Origin of the sequence: Cystobacter fuscus DSM 2262, assembly GCF_000335475.2 — a bacterium.
GTDB classification, from domain to species: Bacteria; Myxococcota; Myxococcia; order Myxococcales; family Myxococcaceae; genus Cystobacter; species Cystobacter fuscus.
Genome location: NZ_ANAH02000004.1, coordinates 605,330 through 627,133 on the forward strand (window position 1 = coordinate 605,330; position 21,804 = coordinate 627,133).

Here is a 21,804-nt window from a genome sequence, read left to right on the forward strand (position 1 = left end):
CTCGAGGCGCGGCCCTACGGGAGACGATCCTGGGGCAGGTTGTTCTGCACGCCCGAGACCGCCGGGCGGGACGAGCTGCCCGCGCGGTAGAGCAGGTCCTGCCAGACGATGGGCGAGCGCGTGCGGAAGGCGCTCGTGAGCTGGAGGACCGTCGTGCCATTCCTGCTCAACTGGAAGGACGGCTGGTTGTTCACGGCCAGGGGTGCGTCGAAGAACTGTGGGCCGGCGGCGAGGTCGGCGGTGTAGGCCGTGCCGCCCGAGGTGATCCGCACGCTCCCGCTCGACTTGAGCATGCCCAGCACGAAGACCCGGTCCACGAGCGGCACGCCATTCTTCGAGGCGGTGGGCTTGGGCTGCTTCGTCGTGTCGTAGGGCTCGCCGCTCAGGTGCATGCGGTGCGAGTAATAGAGGACATCGCGCACGAGGGTCGGCTGCTTGCGGGTCTTGAACCAGGTCGCGTAGTAGGCCGTCAAATCGTAGAACGCGTACTGCACGGCGGAGTTGGGCCGCAGGGCGTGACCTTCGTAGTGGTCATTCCAGGTGAGGATCTGCACCATCTTCACGCCCGAGTCGATCGCCGCCTTCCAGGTCTTGTACTGGGTGGTGAAGCCCGTGGTCTCGGTGGTGATGGAGCCGGTGGGGCGGTTGTCCGTGTGGCTGACGGGTGGAGAGTAGGGGACGCCGTTCTGGTCGCCCCAGGTCTTCAGGGTGGTGATGCCGTTGAGGGGAGTGGAGGTGTAGGGCAGGTTGTCCCAGCGCGAGAAGGTGGCTCCGACCATGAAGGGCTTGAGCGCGTTGCGGTTGGCTTCCGAGGGGTCGAGCAGGGTTCCCCACAGCACCGCGTCCATGCCATGCACGGTCTTGAGCTGGTCGAAGAACGCCTGGTACCAGGAGGCGGGCAGGGCCTCGGGCCGGAAGCTGCCCACGACGAACTTGCCGTTGAGCTTCCGCCACGACGCACGGTTCTTGAAGGTCGCGAGGTCATCGGCGCGCAGGCGCGGCTCGTTGGCACCGCTGCCCGTCGACAGGATGTGACTGTCGATGTTGGGAATGACGTGGAAGGGCGCGCTCGGGTTCTCGGTGTTGAACTCGTCGGCCGCGTTGAAGAGGTCCGTCAGCCATTTCCAGCGGTTGTCGGTGGGCCGGAACCAGAGGTTGAAGAGGAAGCCATCCACGCCGACGGCGGCGGCCGTCTGGATGTCCGTCTTCATGTCCCGCTTGCCGTAATCCGTTTCCACCGCGGGAACGGCGAGGAGGGGGACGGGCCTGTCGCGCAACCAGCCCCCGATGGACGCATAGGTACCCGTGGGTTTGAGCCAGTTGGTGTAGTTGTCGTAGTACTGGCCCGAGCTGGAGCCATAGCTGCGCAGCGGGAAGTTGTGCCAGTGCGCGAAGACCTTGTACTCGCTGGTGGCGAGGTCCGCCCGGGCCGGCATGTCGAAGGGAAGCAGCGCGTTGTTCAGCTCGAAGGGGGCCTTGGTGGCCAGGGGCGACTCACCGGCGCCCTCCGCGCCTTCCTCCAGGGGAAGCGCCGTCTCGGCGGGGCCGCAGGCCGACACGCTCAGGGCTCCCGACAGGAGCAGCAGGCGCAGTCCGTGCTTCATTCGGAAAACACTCACGCTGAACAAGGCGAGGCTCTCTTTCCAGGAGGACGAACCCACTCGCGAACCCGAGAGGCTCATCGACACTGGGAAATCCAGTGAAGACCGTCATCCTGCCTGGAGGAGCCTTCCTCTTCCCCGCCGTCCCAGGAAAGTGAACGGCGTCAGCGCCGCTCCAACCCGGCGCGGCTTGGCTCCACGTGTCCAGGCGAGCGCAGGGCCAGGGCCTCGCCGCTCGCGCTCAGGGGCAAGAGGGTGAAGCCGAAGTCCTCGGGGTTCGCCTCGAAGGAGTGGAAGAGGGGGTCGTCCTGGAAGCGCGGATGCCGGCGCAGCGCATCGGTCAGGAGGATCGCCGCCACCTTGTGTTCGCGTAGCAGCCCCTCGAACGACACCCCGGGGGTGTAGTGCAGCACCGGGTAGTAGGAGCGAGGCCCGAGGTAGGCATCGTAGCCGCCCTCGGCCTCCAGCAGTGGCAGCCGCTCGCCCGGAGGCAGCCGCTCCACCAGCCCGAGCGCTTCGATGGCACGCACCCGCTGAAGGTGGATCCGCCGCGACGGGGTGCCGCCCGCTCCCGTGGACAGGCGCTCGGCGAGGTTGGGGGTGAGGAGCGCGAGGCCGAGCGCCAGCAGCCCGCCCACGGCCCCCCGCACGCGGCGCGGTGCCGCCGCGTCCACCTGGGAGCCGAGCAGCATCAACAGGGCGAGGACGAACACTCCCTGGATGATGAGGTAGTGCTTGCGCGGCATGAGCAGCAGCGCGGACAGCAGGGTGGGCACCTCCACGACGGCCAGCACCCAGAGCATTCGCTGGAGTCGTGGCTCGGCCAGCGCGGCGCGCCACCGCCGCCATCGCCAGAGCAGGCCCGCCCCCAACGCGCCCAGGGCCGCGAGCAGCAGCACCCGCTCCGCCCGTGCCGGGTCCCACGGCCCCCAGGTGACGGAGAGGCCGCCCGGGCCCGGGGTGAAGAGCGCGAGCGAGGCGTCGGCGAAGGCCTTCACGTTGATGCCCACGTGCCAGAGGAAGGCCTCGGGGTTGGCGCGCAGGGCGGCCCCCACGCTGTCCACCTCTCCGAAGACGGAGCGGATCACCTGTGGGCACTGATTCCAGGGATCCACCGGGCCGGGGTTGTGCCGCACGTGCTGGTAGGCGAAGTGCTGGCAGAAGGCATAGAAGCGGCGGTTCTTCGTGTCCCCGAAGGGGTTGCCGAGCCCCTGGAGCAGCAGCACCACGCCGAGGGCGAACCCGGCGGCCACGGCTGCCCGCCGCCCGCGTCCGGTGTGGCGCTCGCGCACGGCCGCGCGCACGAGCCACCCGAGGCAGAGGGCCGAGGCGAGCAGGAAGGCCAGGAAGAACTCCGGGCGCGCGAACGAGGCCACGAGCAGCCCGCCCGCGATGACGGCCCAGAACTCCTCCCAGGACTCGAGGAAGGAGGCCACCACGAGCGCGAGCTCCAGCACGAGCAGGGCGAGCAGCGTCGGCCGGGGCAGGACGTGCGGTGCCGCGGACAGCAGGTAGACGGCGGTGCCCAGCAGCGCGAGCAGCGGCCGCGCGCCCATCCTCCGCATGAAGACGTAGGCGCCCACGGAGGTGAGGACGCAGAGCACCTGGAAGTTGGCGGAGTGGAGCGCGACCGGCTCCGGCCAGAGGCGCGACAGGGCGGTGTACCAGAGGGAGTACAGCGGCCCCCATTCCGCGGCCGGCAGGTGGGACCAGGACAGCGTCAGCCCCCGGCGCAGGTAGTCCGCCTCGTCCCACATGGAGAGATCCACGCCGCGCTCCAGCCCATGGAGCAGCTTCCAGCTCGTCACGAGCAGGAGCGCCAGACAGCCCGCGTCCACGAGCCACGAGGGCCGGGCGCGAGCCGGGGGCTCCGGGGCTTCCAGCGCGGTTCCAGGAGGCGGGGCATGACGCATGGCGCCGCGCGTTACAGCGCTCGCCGGACGAAGTCACCTCCTTCTTCACCGCGAGCGTTCGCTGGCGCACCCACCTGGGGCCGTCACGGACGCTGCCCTTGGAAATGCTGAAGACGCGGTCACGGCCCCTCGGAATTCCGAGGCCCGCGGGGCCCTCGTCCGGGAGCCGGGCCTTGGATGCAGAGGGGCGGGGGAGGGAGGCTCGCGCTTTGCAAAATGCCCGGTCATGCCAATGCTTCGTCCATGCAAGGTGATGGGAGCCGTTGCCCTCGTTTCCCTCGTGAGCGCGTGCTCGCCAGACCCGGAGCCTCCCCCCAAGGACCTACCCGCTCGGGTCTTCTGGCGTCCCGATGACCAACGGATCTCCCTCCATGCCTTCGGCTTTTTTGGAGGCACTTTCGAGTGGGTGGGGCGTCGCGAGGTGCTGACGGGCGAGCAGCTCGCGGCGCTCTCCGGTCTGAAGCTCATCCCAAGCGCGGACGACTGCTGGACGGACATCACGGAGTACTCCCTCGTGGTCGTGGATGCGGCGGGCCAGGAGCGCGAAGCCATGGCCCGCGAGGACAACTCCTCCTGTGGGTCGGGCCGTGACGTGATCGACATCGAGACCCTGAAGCCGCTGCTCGCCACGCTCGAGTGCGAGGCAACGGGTTTCTCCAGCACCGAGCTCTCCAAGGCGAAGACGGTTCACGCCGACAACGGCTGCCAGCACGCCTTCTTCTCCTACGTGGACGAGCCCTCGAAGTGGCTGAAGGTGGTGGCCTCTCGGCCCGACCGGTCGCACACCTTCCAGGTGTCACGGTGCGAGGGCAAGACGACCGGACTCGCGCTCTTCGATGAGTCGGGCACGGTCCTGCTCGCCAGGGGCAGCGCGGAGGGCACGTCCAGCTCCGACTGCGCCACGCTCACCCATCCGCTGGAGGCCGGACGCGTCTACGCCCTCGAGGTGACCAGCCGGGCGGTGACGACGGGGGGCCACGTGTACCTGGAGATCCGCGGCGACTGACGGCGGCGGCGCGTTCCCCGGCGGAGCTCACGTCTCCTCCAGGACCGTCTCGTCGGGAGCGCCGCCCGTGGGCCCCTGCCCCAGGCCCTCGCGCACCCAGCGGGCCAGCTCGGAAGGCCCCCCCTCGGGCCGCGCGCGCCGCAGCGGGGAGAGCATCCGCCGCAACGCCTCGGCCGAGGCCACCCGATCCTCGGGCGCACGCGCCAGACACGCCCGGAGCACTGGCCGCACGTCCTCGGCCACGTCCGACAGCGGACCCACCCGGGCCTCGCGGATGCGCTCCATCGTCTCCAGCGGCGTGTCCCCATCGAAGGGCCGGCGCCCGGTGAGCAGCTCGTGCAGGGTGATGCCCAGCGAGAAGAGATCGCTCGCGGGCCCCAGCGCGCGGCCCCGCACCTGCTCCGGGGACATATAGGCGTAGGTGCCCTTGCGCACCCCGGCGCGCGTCTGGTCGCGCAGCAGCGTGGCCTTGGCGATGCCGAAGTCCGCCAGCTTCACCTCGCCCAGCCGGGACACCAGCACGTTGGAGGGCGTCACGTCCCGGTGCACGAGCCCCAGCGGCCGGCCCGCCTCGTCCTCCAGCCCGTGCACCGCGGCGAGCCCCAGGGCGAGCTCGTCCGCCACGAAGAGCGCCAGCGCCTCCCCGGGGAGCGAGCGCCCGAGGAGGCTCGCCAGGTCCGCGCCCTCCACGTAGTCCAGCCGCACGTAGTAGACGCCCTCGGCGAAGCCCAGGTCGTGCACGCCCACGAGGTTGCGGTGGCTCAGCCGCGCGCCCAGCCGGCCCTCCTCGAGGAACATCCGCTCGTAGGTGGCGTTGCCCACGTGCTCGGGGCGGAGCACCTTGAGCACCACGCGCTTCTCGAAGCCGCTGGCGCCGAAGGCCAGGGCGAGGAACACCTCGGCCATGCCGCCCGCGCCCAGCCGGCGCACGAGGCGGTAGGGCCCCAACTGTCGCGGCAGCTCCCTCACCCGGCCTAGACTAGCGCGGCCCCGTGTCCGACACCGCCCTCTCCACCCAGCAGGACAGCCCCGGTGGCCCCGTGCCGCGGCGCTGCCAGCTCGTCGTCATCGACGGGCCGGATGCCGGACGCGCGGTGGCGCTCGGGAGCGAGCCGGTGCGGGTGGGCACGCGCGAGGGGTGCGCGTTGCGGCTGAGCGATCCGCGCGTGTCGGGCGAGCACCTGGAGGTGTGGGCCGAGGAGACGGGCTTCGGGGTGAGGGACCTGGGCAGTCGCAACGGCACGCGCTACGAGGGCTCGCGGCTGGGCGAGGCGCGGGTGCGCGTGGGGGCGACCTTCAAGTTGGGGCGCAGCTTCGTGCGCATCCAGGCGCGAGGGCAGCCGTGGGAGGTGAGCCCCAGCCAGGCGCGGCGCTTCGGGGAGCTGGTGGGCGAGAGCCTGGCGATGCGCGAGCTGTTCGCGGTGCTCGAGCACGTGGCGCCCACGGACACGACGGTGCTGGTGCAGGGCGAGACGGGGACGGGCAAGGAGGGCGTGGCGCGGGCGCTCCACGAGGCGAGCGCGCGGCGCAAGGGGCCCTTCGTGGCGGTGGACTGTGGCGCGCTGCCGGAGGGGCTGGTGGAGAGCGAGCTGTTCGGCCACGTGAAGGGCGCCTTCACGGGCGCGCTGGCGGCGCGGGCGGGTGCCTTCGCGCGGGCGCGTGGGGGCACGCTCTTCCTGGACGAGCTGGCGGGCATCTCCCCAGCGGTGCAGGCGCGGCTGTTGCGCGTGCTGGAGGAGCGCCGGGTGCGCCCGGTGGGCGGGGACGCCGAGCAGGCCGTGGACGTTCGCGTGGTGGCGGCCTCGCGGGTGGACCTGTCGCTGGCGGTGGCCGAGGGCACGTTCCGCTCGGACCTCTACTACCGGCTGGCGGTGGTGACGCTGACCCTGCCCGCGCTGCGCCAGCGCCGCGAGGACCTGGCCCTGCTGGTGGCGGAGCTGCTGCGCCGCCGGGGCTTCGAGCCGGGCGCGGTGCGAGGCCCGGGCCTGGAACTGCTGTCCGGGCACGACTGGCCCGGCAACGTGCGGGAGCTGCGCAACGTGTTGGAGCGCTCGCTGGTGCTCTCGCGCGGGGCGGGGAGCTTCGAGCAGTTGCGGCTGTCGCTCCAGCCCCAGGGGACGGGGGCGGAGCTGACGTTGCGCACGGACCTGCCCTTCGCCGAGGCGAAGCAGGCGGTGGTGGAGTCCTTCGAGCGGCACTACCTGCGGGACGTGCTGGCGCGCGTGGGGGGCAACCTCTCGGAGGCGGCGCGACAGGCGGGAGTGGATCGCAAACACCTGCGCGCCCTGGCCCGCCGCCACGGCCTCTTGTCCGAGGAGCCCGAGTAGGAAGAAGCCCTCACGCGGGCAACCACTTGCGGCCGAAGGGCTTGTGGTACCGGTAGGGACGCAACGTCCCGTCGGGAGCCACCTCCAGCCACTGGCTGTGGTCGTTGTTCGGGATGTATCTGTCTCCGCAGCGGCAGCGATACGGGAAACCGAGGTGCTCCTGGCTCCTCCGTTGCATCAATTGCTTGTCCGCCTCGGACAGGTCCTCGCGTCCCGCCAGAAACTCGTAGTCATTGGGCCCGCACCGGCCCTGGCGGCACGGAGGACGGGGAGGGCGCCACCATTCGATGAATCGAACCAGTCCGATGAGGCACGACACCAGCAGCGCGTAGGCGGCGACTCCCGCCACGGCACCCAACCCTGCTCCGACGAGAAGTCCTGGCAGGATCGTCTCCCCATACGACGCGCCGAGCCTGGCGCCGATGACCGTTCCCGTGAGGGTGCAGAAGATGAACGTGACGTCGAAGAGCGTCATGGGCGTTCCGTGGCTCCCAAGCGCCATGCCAAGCAAACCCCGTGGGCATGCCTCTGTCCACGCTCCCCCGGTGTGACACATTGTCCGTGGTGCGGGGCCCCCGGTGACAGTCTGGAATTGCCGCCCGGGAGCCCGAGTCGTCCCAGGCGGACTCACTCCCGCACGGAGACGAGCACCGCGGTGATGTTGTCCCGGCCGCCCAGGGCGTAGGCCTCCTCCACCAGCCGCTCGGCGAGTCCCTCCGTGTCGCCCTCACCCAGGCGGTCCGCCAGCCGCTCCGGCCCGAGCGGCTCATAGAGCCCATCCGAGCACAGCAGGTACACGTCCCCCGCCTGGACGTCGAGCCGGCGCACGGTGGGCTCCGCTCTGTCGGTGCCCAGCGCGCGGGTGATGAGGTGGCCATACGGGCTGTCCGCGCGGGAGGCCGTCTTGACGCCCGCCTGTCGCATCTCCTCGAGAATGGAGTGGTCACGCGTGAGGACTTCCAGGCGACCCTCGCGCAGCCGGTAGAGGCGGCTGTCTCCCACGTGCGCCACGGCCGCGCCACGGGTCCCGAGGGCGAGCGCCACCACGGTGGAGCCCATCTGGTGCAGGGGCCCCTGGCGGCGGGAGCGCACGGCGCGCTGGGCGAGCCGCGTGCAGTTGAGGAGCAGATCCTCCTCCTGGCTGAGCTGGGGCTGACGGCAGTGGGGCCAGGTGGCCTCGGGATCCCGCACGAGGCGCTCGCACAGGCCCGAGAAGGTGTCCACCACGCAGCGGCTGGCCACCTCGCCGCCCGCGTACCCGCCCATCCCATCGGCCACGACGAACAGGCCCAGGTCGGCCCGGCTCGTCCAGGCATCCTCGTTGTGGGCGCGGCGGCCCACGTGCGTCCATCCCGCGCTGTCGATTCGCATCGGTCGTTCCTCCTGGCCGGGGACAGAGCAACGGGGAGGCCACCCGTAACCGCGCGAAATCACGAGCGTCCCTGGGGGCTCGAGTCCCCAGGAGCGCCATGGCCTGACCGAGCGCGCCGGGGACTCCACACCCCACCCCGGCGCCGCTGCTTCCGTACACCCCAACTGCAATTTGACGCCTTTATAAGATTTTCCGTACAACATGGGTAGTCCTGATTTATGAGAAAATGAGGTGGGACATGTGTGGACGGGTCGTGGGAAGGAGCCTCGGTCCGAACAGGCAACTTCGAATGCCGCCGTTCCTCCATGGCAGCTACCCCGCGGTTCGTCAGGGGGTGCGCCAGGAGGGGACGCGGTGTGGCGAGCAGTACCGGCGGGGCGGTGGCTTTCCGGCTCCAGAGCAGATGCTGGAAGTGCCTCCCGGAGAAGTGGTGGTGGTGCACGAGCTGGCGGACTTCCAGCACGAGCGTCCGGTGTGGCGGCTGTACATGCTGGCGGATGTGCTGGGCGGACTGTACGAGGCCTTGAGCTGGCGCGATGTGTTCCCCGCGCGGGACGCGTACGAGGCGTTCTGCCAGGAGACGGCCTGGGGGCGCTGTACTTCGCGATCTCGCCCATGGGCCCGGTGAGCGCGGAGCGCACGGCGCTTCGCCTGGGATGCTGCGCTTCTGGGAGCCGCTCCAGTCCGCGCGCTACCTCTTCAAGAGCCTCGAGGAGGTGCTCACCTTGGAGGAGTTGATGAGGGCCTCCTGCGATTGGGCCATGGAGGCGTGGTGCCCGGGGGAAGAAGGCTCGGTGTTCACGCGTCTGGAGTTGGCCGCGAAACGCATGGCCCGGGCGACCCGGGAAGACAGCATCGAGGCCATCCTCCGACAGCTGCCCCATGCCCTGTCCCTCGCGGGTGACTTGAAACACCGGGACGTGGTGGCCGATCCGGCATTCCAACGCGAGCGTCTCCTGGCGCTCGAGCCGGTGTCCTTCAAGTACGTGTCCGGTGCGTGCACGGCGGTGCTGCTCGAGAAGTTGTATGACTGGGACAGGCAGGTTGGTCACCCGTAGAAGGTGACGTGGATGGCGTTGGCGCGTAGGCCCTGTTTTCCCGAACCCTATTGCGATCCAGGTCGGGACTGGAGTGCATGCGGGTCCCATACGCACTTCAAGGTCAGGGGGCCCCGAACGTCTCCTCCCAGAGAAGCTGGCCCTCGGGGGACAGCCCGAAGGTCCACAGGTCCGTCTTGCCCGCCCCCTTGGACATCGTCGTTCCCACGACCACCAGGCTCCCGTCCGCCAGCCGGGCGATGCCGGAGCCCGAGTCGTCCTTGGCGCCTCCATGGGCCTGTTGCCAGAGCAGGTTTCCGTCGGCGGAGAAGCGCCAGACCCTGGCTTCCCGGTCGACCAGCAGCTCCTTCCAGGAGTAGCCCGCCACGGCGAAGCCCCCGTCGGCAAGGGCGGTGACGGCATGGCCCGACCCCACCTCGGTTGCCTCCGAGACATACTCCCAGAGGGTCTCGCCTCGTGGAGCCAGACGGGCCACCCAGACGCTCGGATCCATCGCACCAGGACGGAGCAGACGGCCAGTGACGGCGAATCCTCCATCCGGGAGCAGGGCGAGCGCGTTCAGTTCCCCCTGCCCCTCGGCAGGCAAACGCGTCTCCCGGGTGGCCCGGCCATCGGACTCCAGCACGAAGAGCCTCGAAATCCCTGGTCCAACGGTCGAGGTTTCCGCCGTCCCCAGGACGGCGACGCGCTGGGCCGGGAGCGCCACCAGGGCGGTGACGTGCTCGAGCTGGGGAAGCTTCACCTCCCAGAGCAGCTCGCCCCGCGAGTTCATCCGCACCACCCAGCCCTCTCGCTCCTGGGCTCCCCCCGCGACGATGGAACCGTCCTCGAGCACAGAGACGGCATTGAGCCCATTCACGCCCTCATGACCCGGGGTTCGCTCCCAGAGGACGTCCCCCTCCGGGGAGAGCGCGAGGAGCCATCCCTGGAATCCACCCCCGGGCACACGCTCGGCTCCGACGACGATGAGCCCTCCTCCCGGCATGGAGGAAATGGCATGGCCCGAGGTCCCGAGCTTTCCATTGCCCGCATAGGTTCGCTGCCACCGGGGGGGCGGAGCCTTGTCGAACCGGAGCACCCAGGCCTGGTTGACCCCGGGCTGCCGGGAGTTGGTGTAACCGACCACGGAGAAACCATTGCCGGTCGCGATGACCCCCTCGGCCGACTCATGCCCCGTACTGTTCTCCCGCTCGACTTCTCGCGCCCAATCCATGTCACTCTGCCCCATCGTGTGAGGAAGAAAGGCTCCCATCCGGTACAGGAGGACGGGGAGCGCCGCGAGCACCAGCAGCACGAGGACGGCCAGTCCTGTCCTCCATCCAGGCCGTCTTCGAGCGTCGTCCTGGGGACTCATTCCATTCAAGGCCAGAGGCGCCTCTCCTGGGAGATCCACTGCGTCCGGAGGGGCTCCGGGAGACCCAGGTCCCGCGCGGCGCTGGCAATGGTCCTGTTGTCACAGACGAGGGTGAAGAGCCGCTGCCACTCCGGGGTATGGAGCCGGTTCTTTTCGGCCTGGCTGAAGGGGCGGATGATGGGAGCGATGTCGCTGTACTCCATCTCGTACCACGGTCCGTTGTTCTCCCCGCCGATGTGCGCGCTCAGGAAGCGCATCTGGGCCTCGAGATTGCTGCGCCAGGTGGCCAGAACCGAGCACATGGTGCGGCGATTGAGGATGCGGAGGCGCACCGAATAACGGCCCCCTCCGTCGGGCCGCCGGTCCCGGAGGATCTCGGCCTGCTCGGCGGGCGTCAACCGCTTCAGGATGGCCTCCACCTCCCGTGAGAGCCACGTCGCGCCAAAAGCGCCACCATCGAGCGCGGCGTCGAGCCGGTGGAGGTGGGGACGGATGCGCACCCGGGCGAGCTCAGCGCCATTCAGATAGCCAGCCGGGGGCGCGGGGCGCCTGTGGATGGCGGGGTTGTAGCCCGTACCACCGGGGGTGAACATGTTGGCCAGAACCATCCCGTAGTGCCAGCGTTCATCGATGGAGGTGAGCGCGGTACCCGCGAATGCCGGGACGCGACCACCCCGGACGTACGGAGGAGCGTCATCCACTTCGGCGCTGGGCGAGAAGTTCGCAACGGCGCCAGGTAGCCCCTGCAAGCGGGCAATCCGATTGAGCTGGGTGCGCGTCGCCTGGGAGACCCCCTGGTAGAGCGGCTGGATGAGCGTCTGCTCCTCGGAGAGGGTTCCCATGTCCCAATCGCGGGCCGCTTGCTCAGTCATCCCGCGGAGGTTCAGAAGCGTGCGAAGCTTGGGAAAAACGTTGTCGAAGATGACCTGATTGCCCTCGCGCATCATCGCCTGGAGATCGTTGCTGACGGTATCGGCCATACGCCCCAGGTCCTCGAGACCCGGGCTCATGATGGCGACCTCATACGCACCCGTCGCAACGATGGACGCGGCGAGCGCCCATCGTGTCTTCAATCCTTGATCGACGGAGTATCTGTAGAACCAGCTGTAGAAGTCCCGGCGCTCGATGATGCGGGTGTAGCGACGGAAGTTGTTCGCCCTCAGGTTGTAGAGGCAGGCGTCCTTCCAGCGTTGGGTGCAATTCTCACGATCGCGCTCCGTCCAATCTCCTGGTCCGAGAGGCGCGTCAGCAGCCGGGCCCTCCGTCTTCACCGTCGGCGTATTCGCCGCGAGGTTGTTGCGCGCCGGCAGGATCTGCGGCTGGGCTGCCCTGCGCAGCACCACGGTGTGACTCGCGCCGGAGGGGCAGATGGGCGCCCTGTTCTGGAACTGGTTCTTGCAGCTCCGGCACTCGAACGTGTTCATGCGTCGGCTGACTATAGGCGGAATGGGGGCCTTGCTGGGGCGGACCTGCGCTGGCGAGAACGAGTGGCGCGCCTCACTTCCCCAACAGGCGATTCACCAGCTCCACATAGCGCTGCTTGGCCGTGTCGGGCGCGATGCCCTTGAGCTTGGCCCAGGCGTCGTACTTAGCGCGGCCGGTGAAGTCCATCATGCCCGGACGCGACCCCTTCACCTCGCCCTCCGTGGCCTGCTTGAAGAGGGAGTAGAGCTGGAGCAGGGTGTCGTTGTCGGGACGCTTCGTCAGCGTCTTCACCTGGACTTGCGCTTCCTGGAACCGGGTATTCAGGTCGGACATGGGGACTCTCCCAAGAGAGGGGGACGGCTGCGCCCGCGACCCTACCAGGAAGCCGCTTCCAGGATGCCGGTGACCTCGAACCAGGGGGGCTCGGGAAACGGATTCTCCTCGATGCGCATCCCCAGCCGGCGCATCACGTCGAGCGAGGCGGTGTTGTCCCGCTGGGTCCCCGCCAGGATCCGGCCCAACTTCAAGTGGTCGAAGGCATGGGCCACCAGCGCGCGAGCCGCTTCCGTGGCGTATCCCCGCCGCTGCCAGGCTGGTGCCGTTGCCCAGAACAGCCCGACCTCCGCGGAGAAGCGCGCGCCTTCCACTCTCCCAAACGAGGGCAACTGGCCGAAGGGGGCCAGCAACGGCACGAGGCCCACCAGTCCCACGAACTGGCCGCTCTCCTCGAGCTCGACCGCGCGCTCTCCATAGGGGGGTTGGTACAGCCGCGCGAGCTGCTCGTAGTTGCGCACGGTCCACTCCAGCCACTCGCGGCGCCGCTTCAGGTTCTCGTCCTCGCCCACCGCCTGGTCCGCCCAGCCGATGTCGACGTAGAGCCGATGGCAGTCGTCCAGGTCCTCCATCCGCAATGGGCGGATCCGCAGCCTCTTCGTTTCCAACGTGGGCAGATGCATGGCGTCTGGGGCCCCCCCGGGGTGGCACGTGTGAAATCGAACGGCGAACATCCTGAACGGCTCCTGACTTGTCCAGCCCCGTGCTCACGGGCGAGGACCCGGTCATGACCTTCTCCTTTCTCCCCGTGCGCGGCCTGCTGCTGCTGGTTTGGCTGGTGGCTCCCTCGAGCGCCCTGGCCCAGGAGCCCTCCCGGTTGATGCGTCCGGGGCAGCTCGATGTGCACGCCGAAGGGGGACTCTCGTTCATCCCTCCCTCCTTCGAGGCCGGTGCCAGCACGGAAGTCGGCGTGGTCGGGCTCGGCCCTGGAACGCTCTCCGTGGGCGCGCAGCTCGGCCTCCGGCAATGTCTGCTCGCGTGCTCGCTCTCCGGCGTCCTGGCCCTGGAGCGCGTGTCGACTCGCGACGTCCACGTCCTCGGCCGCCTGGGCTACCACTTCACCTGGCCGGGCAAGAGCCAGGGCAAGGTGGACCTCCAGGGCGCCCTGCTCGGGGGCGTGATGGAGGCGCGCATCCTCCGCGACGCCCCGGAGTTCCGGTACGAGGGGCGGGGTCGCGGTCTGGCCTTCGGCCTCGCCGTGGGCGGCAACTACTTCCTCTCGTCGCGGTTCTTCGTGGGCTGCGAGGCCCGGCTCCGCTTCGCCTCTGGCCTCTACGCGCTCTCCCTCACCCGTGGCTCGTACGCGTTCACCCAGGAGGATCGCCAGTGGGTCCGCCTGGGCCTCGGCACCGTGTTCTCCGCGGGAGTCCGGTTGTTCTGACGGGTGCTGGCGTCACCGCCGGGAGGACGTGGTGCCCTCAGGCTGCGCGAGCTGCTCCAGCCGTGCGTCCGTCAGGTTGTAGGCGGGCTGGTGGAACGTGGCGATCGCGGCCTCGAAGTGTTGCCGCGCCTCGTTCCGGTCGGGGACTCCCGCATGGCCAGGGAGCACGCCCGAGAGGGCCCTCGCCCAGGAGGTAGTGAGCCTAGCAGTTCTGGATGCGCTCCAAATGGTCATCGGCGTTCTTCGCCGCCGCCCACAGGGCCTGTTTATCCAACTCGCCCACCCAGTCCTTGGGTTTCCGGACGACGAGCACCTCGAGCGTCTGGCGCACCTCGGTGGGCCGGTCCCTCATCATCTGGGGCAGAAGGGATTCCTCCAGGGGATTGCTGCGCTTTCGCCTCGGCCGTGGCTTCGGGGGACGGGGGGCGCAAGGGACGCAGGCCCACCACGTAGGGGGGGATCTCCCTTCGAGATGGAGGAGGCCGTGACGGGTCCCACCGGACCGCGATGCACGACGCAGGCGGTGGCGAGGCTCACCAGCAAGAGGAGCCAGAGTGGGGGAGGCTCGGGACGGAACGAGGGGTCATGCCCTTTGAAAGAACTTCACGCTACAGCTAGTGTGCGAGGCGCCGAGTGATGCTTGGCACTGGGAGGAGCGCAAGCGCCTGAGCCGGCAAGCGGAGATGTTCGAACATGGTGATGATATGAACCTGACTCTACTGAATACAGACGAGACCATCAGCAAGCTCGTCTCGCTCATCAAGAACGCACGCAAACAGGTGTTGCTCGTTTCTCCCTACGTCACGTTGGGAAGAGAAGACCGGATCGGTCAAGCCATTCGTGCGGCGCTGAACAACAAGGTCTCCGTCACCCTGATCTTTCGGCTCGATGACGATTTCCAGGCCCTCGTCCGGACCTACAGTGAGTACCTTGAGGAACTCACCGCACGGGGCCTGCTCATCCGTGTTCTCCCAAAGCTCCATGCGAAGCTGTACTGGTCGGAGTCCGAGGTCATCATCTCCTCGCTGAACCTGCTCTCCTCCTCGTTCCTCTCCAGTATCGAGGTGGGGCTTTGGTCGCAGGAGCCCGCGGACGTGGCACTGGTGAGGAAGTTCATCGGCCAGGAGATCGAGCCACACCTCCTCTCTGGCGAAGACATCAAGAAGCGGGCGGCCACCAACGCTGGTGGAGACACCCATTCCACCAGGAGCGCCAAGCAGACGGAACGCTCTCGTGCTCCAGTTGCGATGCAAGGGGTGTGCATCCGGTGTGCCACCGGGATTGCACTCAACCCAGAAAAGCCATATTGCTGGAACGACTTCCAGAAGTGGGCTGAGTACGAGAACGCGGACTATGAAGATAGGTTCTGTCATGGCTGTGGCAAGGAGTTCCCCGCCACCATGAACAAGCCCCTGTGCCGGAGCTGCTATCGGAGGGTGGTCGGCTGAGATGTCGTGAGGGGTTGAACGGGCGCCGCCTTCAGGAGGCCGTGGAGGGCATAAGCCGTTCCAGGAGCACCCACGCCTTGTCCCAGCCCGGAACCCGCTCGGCAATCTGGCCATGGAGCCATCGAGCCACCATGGGGGGGGGAGGGGCGGAAGACTGCGCCATCCCCTGCTCAGCACTCACCAGCAGGCGTGCAACCAGGTGGGCAGGAGCGGCCCATGCCTGGTGCAGGGCTGTCTCCCAGTGCCCTTGTTGTAACAGGCGCTCGACTTCCTCACAGAGCACCTCGGGCCAGCGCCGCCACAGCAGCCTTCGGCTGGAGTGATCATAGGCATCGGGATAGCCGGCGCGGATGGCCTGCCGAACGTGTTCCTCGGGCATCATCTGGAGCGCGGTGAGTTGAGAGTAGCCTGTCTTGGACCGGGAGATACCACCCGAACCCGTCCAGCCTCGGAGAAAGACATTCCAGTGTTCGCGCTGGAAGAAGGGAAACATGGACTCCTGCCGGAACATGGAGTGGTAATGCCTATCTTCGACGAAGACTTCGACGACGGCTGCGGGCAGTGTCGTCCATAATAGTTGCGCGTGCGGTGCTACAGGAGCAAGGAACTGAGGAAGCTGCTTGTCATGGCGTTCCTTGAGCCAGATATCCCAGATCCTTCGGGCGAGCCTTTCCCACTCCAGGCCGCGACGCCGGACGTAATCGGGCAGGACGATGCCGAGTTCGCGCCAAGTGAAGTATCCTTCCAATTCGCTTAGCGTCAAGTCCTTGCTCTGGAGTCGTCTGAGCAGATACTCAGGTTGGGCCAATTCAGGAATCCGGGAGGCTGAGTCATTGAAGAGATGAAGCCTGTTCATCAGCCGGCCCCCCAGTTCCAGGAGGGGTAGCCACCAATCAGTGGAACGGGCGCCCTTCTCTTGAGCAGTCCGGCAGGCGGCCATGTCCAACAACCAGATCCGCGTCTGCTCGGACATCGTGGCGCACCAGTCTTCAATCGAGAGTTCGCTGCGTGGCGGCAGTGCCTCGGTGAGAGACAACAGGGCAGTGTACCAGAGCCCGCGATCGAGCAGCGGTTCTTCTTGCTCGGACTTATGGGCGTAAGTGATTCTTGGCAGAGGTATTCCGTCATGGGTGGGGATGGTGAGCGCCCGCTGGTGTCGCAGGATGTTCCAACGAAGGTCTTCGGGGATTTGTACGCCCAGGAGTGAGGCGAATCCAAGTGCGCGAAAGGCTGCCTCAAGTCCCGCGACCCAGGCGGGAGCGGTGGGCGCGGGTCGAGCGAGTAGCTGCTCCACGAGGGTGAAGTCCTTCCTCCGGCAGCGCTCGAACAGCTCTTTGAACACCGTGACGGCGTGTTCCTGCCGGAGCAGCACTCCTCCCCATGCCTCGGGCCCTTGTCCGAGGAGCTCCAGGAGGGAGTGTTGGAGCAGTGCTTCCAAGACCCAGGGTGGACGAAAGGCATACTGCCCGGGTTGCCGTTCGCGCAGCAGTCCGAGGCTGCGTAATGCCTTCACGGTTCGGAATGCATCCGCAGGCAGTTGGGTGCGTGCCTTGTCGAGGTGCGCCTTGTCCACCTTCAACCCGTTTTCCGCGAGTGTCTCCAGCCACTCGAGGTCAACCCTGTCGGGCCTGACTCGGACGAGCGCGTGCCATGCATCGAGTGTACGTGCCTCATGGGAGGGGGCTGAGCCGTCTTGGAGCAGGGAGTGGCTCAGGTATGACAACCGCTCCCAGAGCTTGGGTACCGGGAGGTCTACTTCATTCTCGCGATGCTGGATGAGCATGCGCAGGAAGAGCTTCGCCATTTCGGATAGGTCTTGTGTCTTGGCGAGAGGGCCCGTGCCATCCTTCCGGCCATAGGTTGCGAAGAGCCCCGCCAGTCCCAATGCGGTGCCGACGTTGTCGATGCGGTTGAGAATGGTGGACTGGGAGAGCCATTGGCGGAACGCCCTCGCATCGAACCTCTTCACGGTGACACGCTCCTCGAGCCATTCGAGAAAATCGTCAATCCATTCAGGAGCGCTGGCGTTCTTCACGAGTCTCCAGTTGGGCGGTGGTTTGCGGAAGAGACGCTCCTCATCCTCCTCTGGGCGGTTCTCTGGCGGTGCGGAGGGAAGAGACTCGGTGGCCACGCAGATCTTCCATTCTTCCCACCTCTGCTCCCAGTCGGGAGCCTCTTCCGCGGAGTCCAGTTCGACGAATACCGGGTGGCCATTGGCCGGGAGTTGCTGCTCGGCCTCAGCCCATGTCCTGGCCTGAATGAAGACCGCCAGCCCACGTGCTTGGAGCCACTGACCCACCAGTGTCCGTCCCGAGCCACTGGGCGCGTACCACCACAAGGGCCAGAAGGCCGGGTCTTGAACCTCCATCCGAATTCCGGGTGGTAGCGGCTCATGCCTCAGGTCCAACGGTCGTGTCTGCACATCGCGGAGCCGGAGCTTCGCGCCGGGGGCGAGCTTGTTGGCTTGGAGTTCCGCCAACTGTTCGTTCAATTCCTCCGGGGCCATTTCCAGGGCTTCAGCGAGGGCGCGGGACACCTCGGGATGTTGATCGAGCCACTCCAGTGATTGGCCCTCGTCGAACTTCCCCAGGTACGTCGCCAGCGACGTCGCCTTGAGTTTCTTGCCTCGAGGCCAGGCGTGCGCCTTGCGCACCCGCTGTGCCAGCTCGCTAACGCTGGTGCTCGGGGGCTCTAGCTGCTCCATTCGCTCGCGAATCCACCCCATGGGTTGTTGCTCCTCCTGGACACCTCAAGTCTCGTCCAAATTGGACTCAAGTTGAGCGAGATTCTGGGACGATTGGAAGCAGTGACGCCCTCCTATAACTTCAGGCCATCTCAAGCATGACGAAGAGGTGTTCCATGACGACTCTCGACGGTGGCCAGTACTGGTGCGATCTCCTGCCCGACTCCGTGACGGCAATGTGGACTGCGGCTCTGGGCTCCATGGGGTCGGGCCGCTATACGCTGATCGCTCCCGCTGCACGAACCCTCATCGAGCGGGTTGCTCGAGATCTGCTTGGCGAGAGCGGCAACCCGGGCGAGTCACTCCGTGCCCTCAAGGACGCGGGGTTCATCACCCACCGCCTTCGGCGGCAGCTTCAGGTCGTGGTGGAGGTGGGGAACGCCGTATTGCATCGCGGACTGGAACTGGAGGAGGCCGAGGCTCGGCTCATCTTGGGTCTCATCGAGACCCTGCTGCGCGTCTCATACTTTCCAGAGGCACGGGTGGAAGCCTTGAGGTCCGCCATTCCCCCACGCCGATGAGCGAAATCAGCCCTGGCCCACTTCGCCTCGCCAACTCAGCAAGGGGAGCAGGCCCACCACGTAGGGACTCGGGACGGAGCGTGGGGCCATGCCCCGTTTCTTCCCGTGGCCAGAATCCGTCGGAAGTTGTCGTTTCGGCCACTCGCGGGGGAGGGAAGTCCCAGGCTTAATCACGAACATCCTCGTGCCTGTGAAGCCAGACTCCACATCGGGCACGGCGATGACCCATAAGAGGGAAAGCGAAATGAATCAGACACAACCGCCGCCGCTCCAGATTGGAATGCTGCTCTACCCGGACTTCACGCTCCTGGACCTGACCGGTCCCCAGGGCGTGCTGGGCCTGCATGGGAAGACCCACCTCCTCTGGAAGACGCTCGACGCGGTTTCCACCGACACGGGGATCAGCCTCAACCCGACCACGACCTTCGGTGACTGCCCGGACGACCTGGACATCCTGTTCGTGCCGGGTGGGTTCGGCACGCCGCAGGCCATGGAGGACCCGGAGATTCTCCGCTTCCTCGCGAACCGGGCGGCACGAGCCCGATACGTGACGTCCGTGTGCTCGGGGTCGCTCCTCCTGGGGGCGGCGGGTCTGCTCCGGGGGTACAAGTCCACGTCGCACTGGGCCGTGCACGAACTGCTTCCGATGTTTGGAGCGGAAGCGGTCCAGGCGCGCGTCGTGGTCGACCGCAACCGGATCTCCGGCGGAGGGGTGACGGCGGGGATCGATTTCGGGCTGGTGCTCCTGGCGCAACTTCTCGGGGAGGATGCCGCGAAGAGCACGCAGCTCATGCTGGAGTACGACCCACAGCCTCCCTTCGATTCGGGCACGCCCAAGACCGCCGAGCCCCGCATCGTGAAGCAGGTCCTGGACTTCCTCGAGCCGTTGAACCAGCAGATGCTGCGAGGCGCTCAGGCCGCACTCCGCGCGACGAGCACCTGAGCGGCCGCCGGGGACACCCCTGGCGCCAGGGTGGCGATGTCAGGCTCTCTCGCTTTTTAGCGACGTCCCTCCGCGAGCGGGCCTGTCGTGTCCCTCGGCGTGCCCTTGGCTCGCTCCTTGCTGAATGGCGCGGGCATGAACATCCGCCTGATGCTCCGATGGTGTCCCGTTGTCCTCTCCCTTGGCTGTGGGCCGCGGCAGACCGTCTACGAAGAGGTGGGGGTCGCGACCTACTTCCTGGACAACCAGTCGAGCCATGCGCTGCGCGTCGAGTGGAAGACGAGCCCGCAGCTTGACAGTGAGACCGGGCAGAAGTCTGTCCCGAGCGGTACGGTGAGGGAGCTGTTCTCCGACAGCCACTTCGGCGTGAATCCCTTGCCCACGGATACCTTCGCCTCACTGGCGATCTATCGGGTGGATACCGGCGGCAGGGTCTACCTGCAGGAGCCGATACGCGTCGAAGCCTGGCACCGTGAGCGCAAGGACTCGCGGCTCTACGGACTCACCCATTACACCTTGCGCATCCGCGATGAGGATATGCCATTGCCCTGAGCATGGCTCCTCCCTGCCTCGCGTCCCTGTTCTGATTTCACGGGCCCCCTCGTGTAGGGCGCACGGCCCGCGAGGGGCCCATCGTGCAAGGTGCAACCCGGGAGCGGTGGGCCCTCTCCCAAATACGCGAAATCACGAGGGGGAGGAGGCAGGGCACCGGGTACGGCGCGTGCTCTTGGGACGGGGCACACCATGGCTCCTTCTTGCCTCGCGCCCCTGTTGTCGTCCCTGCTGCTCGGTCAGTCTCCGGCCGAGTCCCTCGCCTCGCGCCTGAAGGTGGAGGGCGGGGCGGACGTCTATTACGGCTACAACTCCAACCGCCCGGCCGGTGGCGCCAACTTCCTTCCCGGCACGGGCACCACCGCCCTGCGCGACAACGCCTTCACGCTCAACCTGGCCAGTCTGGGGGTGAGTCTGGAGCCCGCGCCCGTGGGCTTCCATGTCCTGGTGGGCCTGGGCACCGCGGTGGACGTGGTGCACGCCGCCGAGCCCGAGGCCCCCGGCAGCGGTCCCGAGGTGTGGCGGCTGCTCCAGCAGGCGTCCGTGTCCTATGTGCACGGGCCCCTCGCGCTGGAGGCGGGCATCTATCCGAGTCACATCGGCCTGGAGGTGCTGCCCTCGCAGGGAAACTGGACGTACACCCGCTCGTGGATGGGCGAGCTGTCGCCCTACTACCAGGCGGGGCTCAAGGGCACGTGGACGTTCTCGAAGGAGTGGAGCGCGCAGCTCCACGTGCTCAATGGCTGGCAGACCATCGGCGAGAACAACCGTGGCAAGGCCCTGGGCACGCAGGTGGCCTACGCGGGCGAGCGGCTGTCGGCCTCCTTCAACACCTTCATCGGCGAGGAGGGCTCGGGCGGTGACGCGGGTCTGAGGCTCTTCGGCGACCTGGTGGCCACTCTGCGGGTGACGGAGGTGCTGAGCCTCGCGGCCACCGCGGACGTGGGGACCCAGAGGCGCCCCGGCCAGCCCGCCGCCGTCTGGTACGCCGCCGCGCTCAACGGCCGTTTCCAGGTGGCCGGGCCCGTGGCCGTGGCCGCTCGCGCCGAGCTGTTCGATGACCGGAGCGGCCTCATCAGCGGCACCGTCCAGCGGCTCGTGGAGGGCACCCTCACCCTCGAGGTGCGGCCCGTGGAGCACCTCGTCCTCAAGCTGGAGGCGCGGCACGACCGTTCCCGTGCGGATGTCTTTGGCGGCCCTCCGCCACGTTCCACCCAGACCCTCGTGGTGGCCGGAGCCACCGCGTTTTTCTAGGAGCCCCCCATGGATGCCGCCCTGCTGCTGGTGACCGTTGGTTTCTTCGCGCTCACGTGGGCCTACGCCCGCGGCTGCGAGCGCCTGTGAACGGCTGCCGCTTCCCAGCCACTCACTTGCCCACGTATCGGTAGAACGTCGGGCGCCGTCCAGACCAGTAGTCCCGGACGTAACTCGCCGGGGCAACGCCCGTGCTGCTCTGCGCGCCGATGAAGGTGCCCGCCTTCGCGTCGACCACGATGCCCATGTGATCGCTGCCGCCGCTGAAATGCACGATGTCACCCTCCCTCACTTCGTTTGGACTGATGCGGGAAAAGGAGGGTGAACGGGCAATGTCCGTGGCTTGCGTGTAGGGGGCATTGGCATACCCCGCTTCCTTGAGGACTTCCCAGACGAAGTGGGAGCAGTCGATGCCATTGCCATCCCCGCCACCAAACTCGTAAGGCGTGTTCGTCCACTTGCCGGCGATGGATTTGACTTCATGCGAGGTGGGCATGTCTGCTCCTTTTGTGGGGGAGGGCACGTCGTACGCAGAGTGAAGTCTAACGTGAAGAGGCCGCTCGGCTGGGGGAG

Annotated in this window: 23 protein-coding genes; 10 read left to right on the top strand and 13 right to left on the bottom strand. The window is 67.6% G+C overall.

Annotation, left to right across the window (positions count from 1 at the left end):
• Nucleotides 1-14: 14 nt before the first annotated feature.
• Complete coding sequence (locus D187_RS07155) at nt 15-1,604, bottom strand: endo-1,3-alpha-glucanase family glycosylhydrolase (protein WP_020917838.1); 1,590 nt, start codon at nt 1,602-1,604, stop codon at nt 15-17.
• A 161-nt stretch (nt 1,605-1,765) separates the two neighbouring features.
• Entirely contained in the window at nt 1,766-3,514 is a 1,749-nt protein-coding gene (locus tag D187_RS07160) for a hypothetical protein (RefSeq protein WP_002628464.1), read from the bottom strand.
• A 406-nt stretch (nt 3,515-3,920) separates the two neighbouring features.
• On the opposite strand from D187_RS07160, the gene D187_RS07165 reads away from it, so the two are divergent.
• Nucleotides 3,921-4,520, top strand: coding sequence for a hypothetical protein (locus D187_RS07165; RefSeq protein WP_155893207.1), 600 nt, complete (start codon nt 3,921-3,923; stop codon nt 4,518-4,520).
• A 27-nt stretch (nt 4,521-4,547) separates the two neighbouring features.
• On the opposite strand, the gene D187_RS07170 is transcribed toward D187_RS07165, so the two are convergent.
• Nucleotides 4,548-5,468: a serine/threonine-protein kinase gene (locus tag D187_RS07170; protein WP_002628470.1), complete on the bottom strand. Its 921-nt coding sequence runs from the start codon at nt 5,466-5,468 to the stop codon at nt 4,548-4,550.
• Between the two features lie 44 nt (nt 5,469-5,512).
• Here D187_RS07170 and D187_RS07175 point away from each other — a divergent pair, with 44 nt between their 5' ends.
• Nucleotides 5,513-6,847: an FHA and sigma-54 interaction domain-containing protein gene (locus D187_RS07175; RefSeq protein ID WP_002628473.1), complete on the top strand. Its 1,335-nt coding sequence runs from the start codon at nt 5,513-5,515 to the stop codon at nt 6,845-6,847.
• Nucleotides 6,848-6,857: 10 nt separating this feature from the next.
• Here the strand turns inward: D187_RS07175 and D187_RS07180 are convergent, their stop codons facing one another.
• Both D187_RS07180 and D187_RS07185 read right to left on the bottom strand, forming a co-directional pair.
• Nucleotides 6,858-7,322, bottom strand: coding sequence for a hypothetical protein (locus tag D187_RS07180; RefSeq protein WP_002628475.1), 465 nt, complete (start codon nt 7,320-7,322; stop codon nt 6,858-6,860).
• 152 nt (nt 7,323-7,474) lie between these two features.
• The gene (locus D187_RS07185) at nt 7,475-8,218 is read right to left on the bottom strand and encodes a PP2C family protein-serine/threonine phosphatase (protein ID WP_002628477.1); all 744 of its coding nucleotides are present in this window, start codon (nt 8,216-8,218) and stop codon (nt 7,475-7,477) included.
• 290 nt (nt 8,219-8,508) lie between these two features.
• Here D187_RS07185 and D187_RS57550 point away from each other — a divergent pair, with 290 nt between their 5' ends.
• Nucleotides 8,509-8,847 (top strand): hypothetical protein, encoded by a 339-nt coding sequence (locus D187_RS57550; protein ID WP_002628479.1) that lies wholly within the window; start codon nt 8,509-8,511, stop codon nt 8,845-8,847.
• Nucleotides 8,848-8,875: 28 nt separating this feature from the next.
• Nucleotides 8,876-9,277 carry a hypothetical protein gene (locus D187_RS57555; protein WP_002628481.1) on the top strand — a complete coding sequence of 134 codons (402 nt, stop codon included), beginning with the start codon at nt 8,876-8,878 and terminating at the stop codon, nt 9,275-9,277.
• Nucleotides 9,278-9,380: 103 nt separating this feature from the next.
• On the opposite strand, the gene D187_RS07200 is transcribed toward D187_RS57555, so the two are convergent.
• The 4 genes from D187_RS07200 to D187_RS07215 all read right to left on the bottom strand — a co-directional run bounded on the left by D187_RS07200 (nt 9,381) and on the right by D187_RS07215 (nt 13,012).
• Complete coding sequence (locus D187_RS07200; RefSeq protein ID WP_076606101.1) at nt 9,381-10,631, bottom strand: hypothetical protein; 1,251 nt, start codon at nt 10,629-10,631, stop codon at nt 9,381-9,383.
• A 5-nt stretch (nt 10,632-10,636) separates the two neighbouring features.
• A complete protein-coding gene (locus D187_RS07205) occupies nt 10,637-12,055 on the bottom strand; it encodes a hypothetical protein (RefSeq protein WP_002628484.1) in 1,419 nt (472 codons plus the stop codon).
• A 73-nt stretch (nt 12,056-12,128) separates the two neighbouring features.
• The gene (locus D187_RS07210; protein ID WP_002628486.1) at nt 12,129-12,389 is read right to left on the bottom strand and encodes an acyl-CoA-binding protein; all 261 of its coding nucleotides are present in this window, start codon (nt 12,387-12,389) and stop codon (nt 12,129-12,131) included.
• Between the two features lie 41 nt (nt 12,390-12,430).
• Nucleotides 12,431-13,012 (bottom strand): GNAT family N-acetyltransferase, encoded by a 582-nt coding sequence (locus tag D187_RS07215; protein ID WP_020917842.1) that lies wholly within the window; start codon nt 13,010-13,012, stop codon nt 12,431-12,433.
• 104 nt (nt 13,013-13,116) lie between these two features.
• Here D187_RS07215 and D187_RS07220 point away from each other — a divergent pair, with 104 nt between their 5' ends.
• The gene (locus D187_RS07220) at nt 13,117-13,770 is read left to right on the top strand and encodes a hypothetical protein (protein WP_002628491.1); all 654 of its coding nucleotides are present in this window, start codon (nt 13,117-13,119) and stop codon (nt 13,768-13,770) included.
• A 12-nt stretch (nt 13,771-13,782) separates the two neighbouring features.
• Here the strand turns inward: D187_RS07220 and D187_RS54820 are convergent, their stop codons facing one another.
• Entirely contained in the window at nt 13,783-13,938 is a 156-nt protein-coding gene (locus D187_RS54820) for a hypothetical protein (protein WP_002628492.1), read from the bottom strand.
• A 34-nt stretch (nt 13,939-13,972) separates the two neighbouring features.
• Nucleotides 13,973-14,125, bottom strand: a complete 153-nt coding sequence (locus D187_RS54825) for a hypothetical protein (RefSeq protein WP_002628494.1) — start codon at nt 14,123-14,125, stop codon at nt 13,973-13,975.
• 328 nt (nt 14,126-14,453) lie between these two features.
• On the opposite strand from D187_RS54825, the gene D187_RS07225 reads away from it, so the two are divergent.
• Nucleotides 14,454-15,218: a phospholipase D-like domain-containing protein gene (locus D187_RS07225; protein ID WP_043428849.1), complete on the top strand. Its 765-nt coding sequence runs from the start codon at nt 14,454-14,456 to the stop codon at nt 15,216-15,218.
• Nucleotides 15,219-15,249: 31 nt separating this feature from the next.
• On the opposite strand, the gene D187_RS07230 is transcribed toward D187_RS07225, so the two are convergent.
• The gene (locus D187_RS07230; RefSeq protein ID WP_002628498.1) at nt 15,250-17,943 is read right to left on the bottom strand and encodes a hypothetical protein; all 2,694 of its coding nucleotides are present in this window, start codon (nt 17,941-17,943) and stop codon (nt 15,250-15,252) included.
• 134 nt (nt 17,944-18,077) lie between these two features.
• Between D187_RS07230 and D187_RS07235 the strand changes: the two genes are divergently transcribed.
• The 4 genes from D187_RS07235 to D187_RS07250 all read left to right on the top strand — a co-directional run bounded on the left by D187_RS07235 (nt 18,078) and on the right by D187_RS07250 (nt 21,231).
• Nucleotides 18,078-18,482, top strand: a complete 405-nt coding sequence (locus D187_RS07235) for a DUF4145 domain-containing protein (protein WP_002628500.1) — start codon at nt 18,078-18,080, stop codon at nt 18,480-18,482.
• 244 nt (nt 18,483-18,726) lie between these two features.
• A complete protein-coding gene (locus tag D187_RS07240) occupies nt 18,727-19,425 on the top strand; it encodes a DJ-1/PfpI family protein (RefSeq protein WP_002628502.1) in 699 nt (232 codons plus the stop codon).
• A 135-nt stretch (nt 19,426-19,560) separates the two neighbouring features.
• Complete coding sequence (locus tag D187_RS07245; protein ID WP_043428615.1) at nt 19,561-19,977, top strand: hypothetical protein; 417 nt, start codon at nt 19,561-19,563, stop codon at nt 19,975-19,977.
• Nucleotides 19,978-20,169: 192 nt separating this feature from the next.
• The gene (locus D187_RS07250; RefSeq protein WP_002628506.1) at nt 20,170-21,231 is read left to right on the top strand and encodes a porin; all 1,062 of its coding nucleotides are present in this window, start codon (nt 20,170-20,172) and stop codon (nt 21,229-21,231) included.
• A gap of 112 nt (nt 21,232-21,343) precedes the next feature.
• Here D187_RS07250 and D187_RS56330 read toward each other — a convergent pair whose 3' ends face one another.
• Nucleotides 21,344-21,727, bottom strand: coding sequence for a C40 family peptidase (locus D187_RS56330; protein WP_002628508.1), 384 nt, complete (start codon nt 21,725-21,727; stop codon nt 21,344-21,346).
• Between the last annotated feature and the right edge of the window lie 77 nt (nt 21,728-21,804).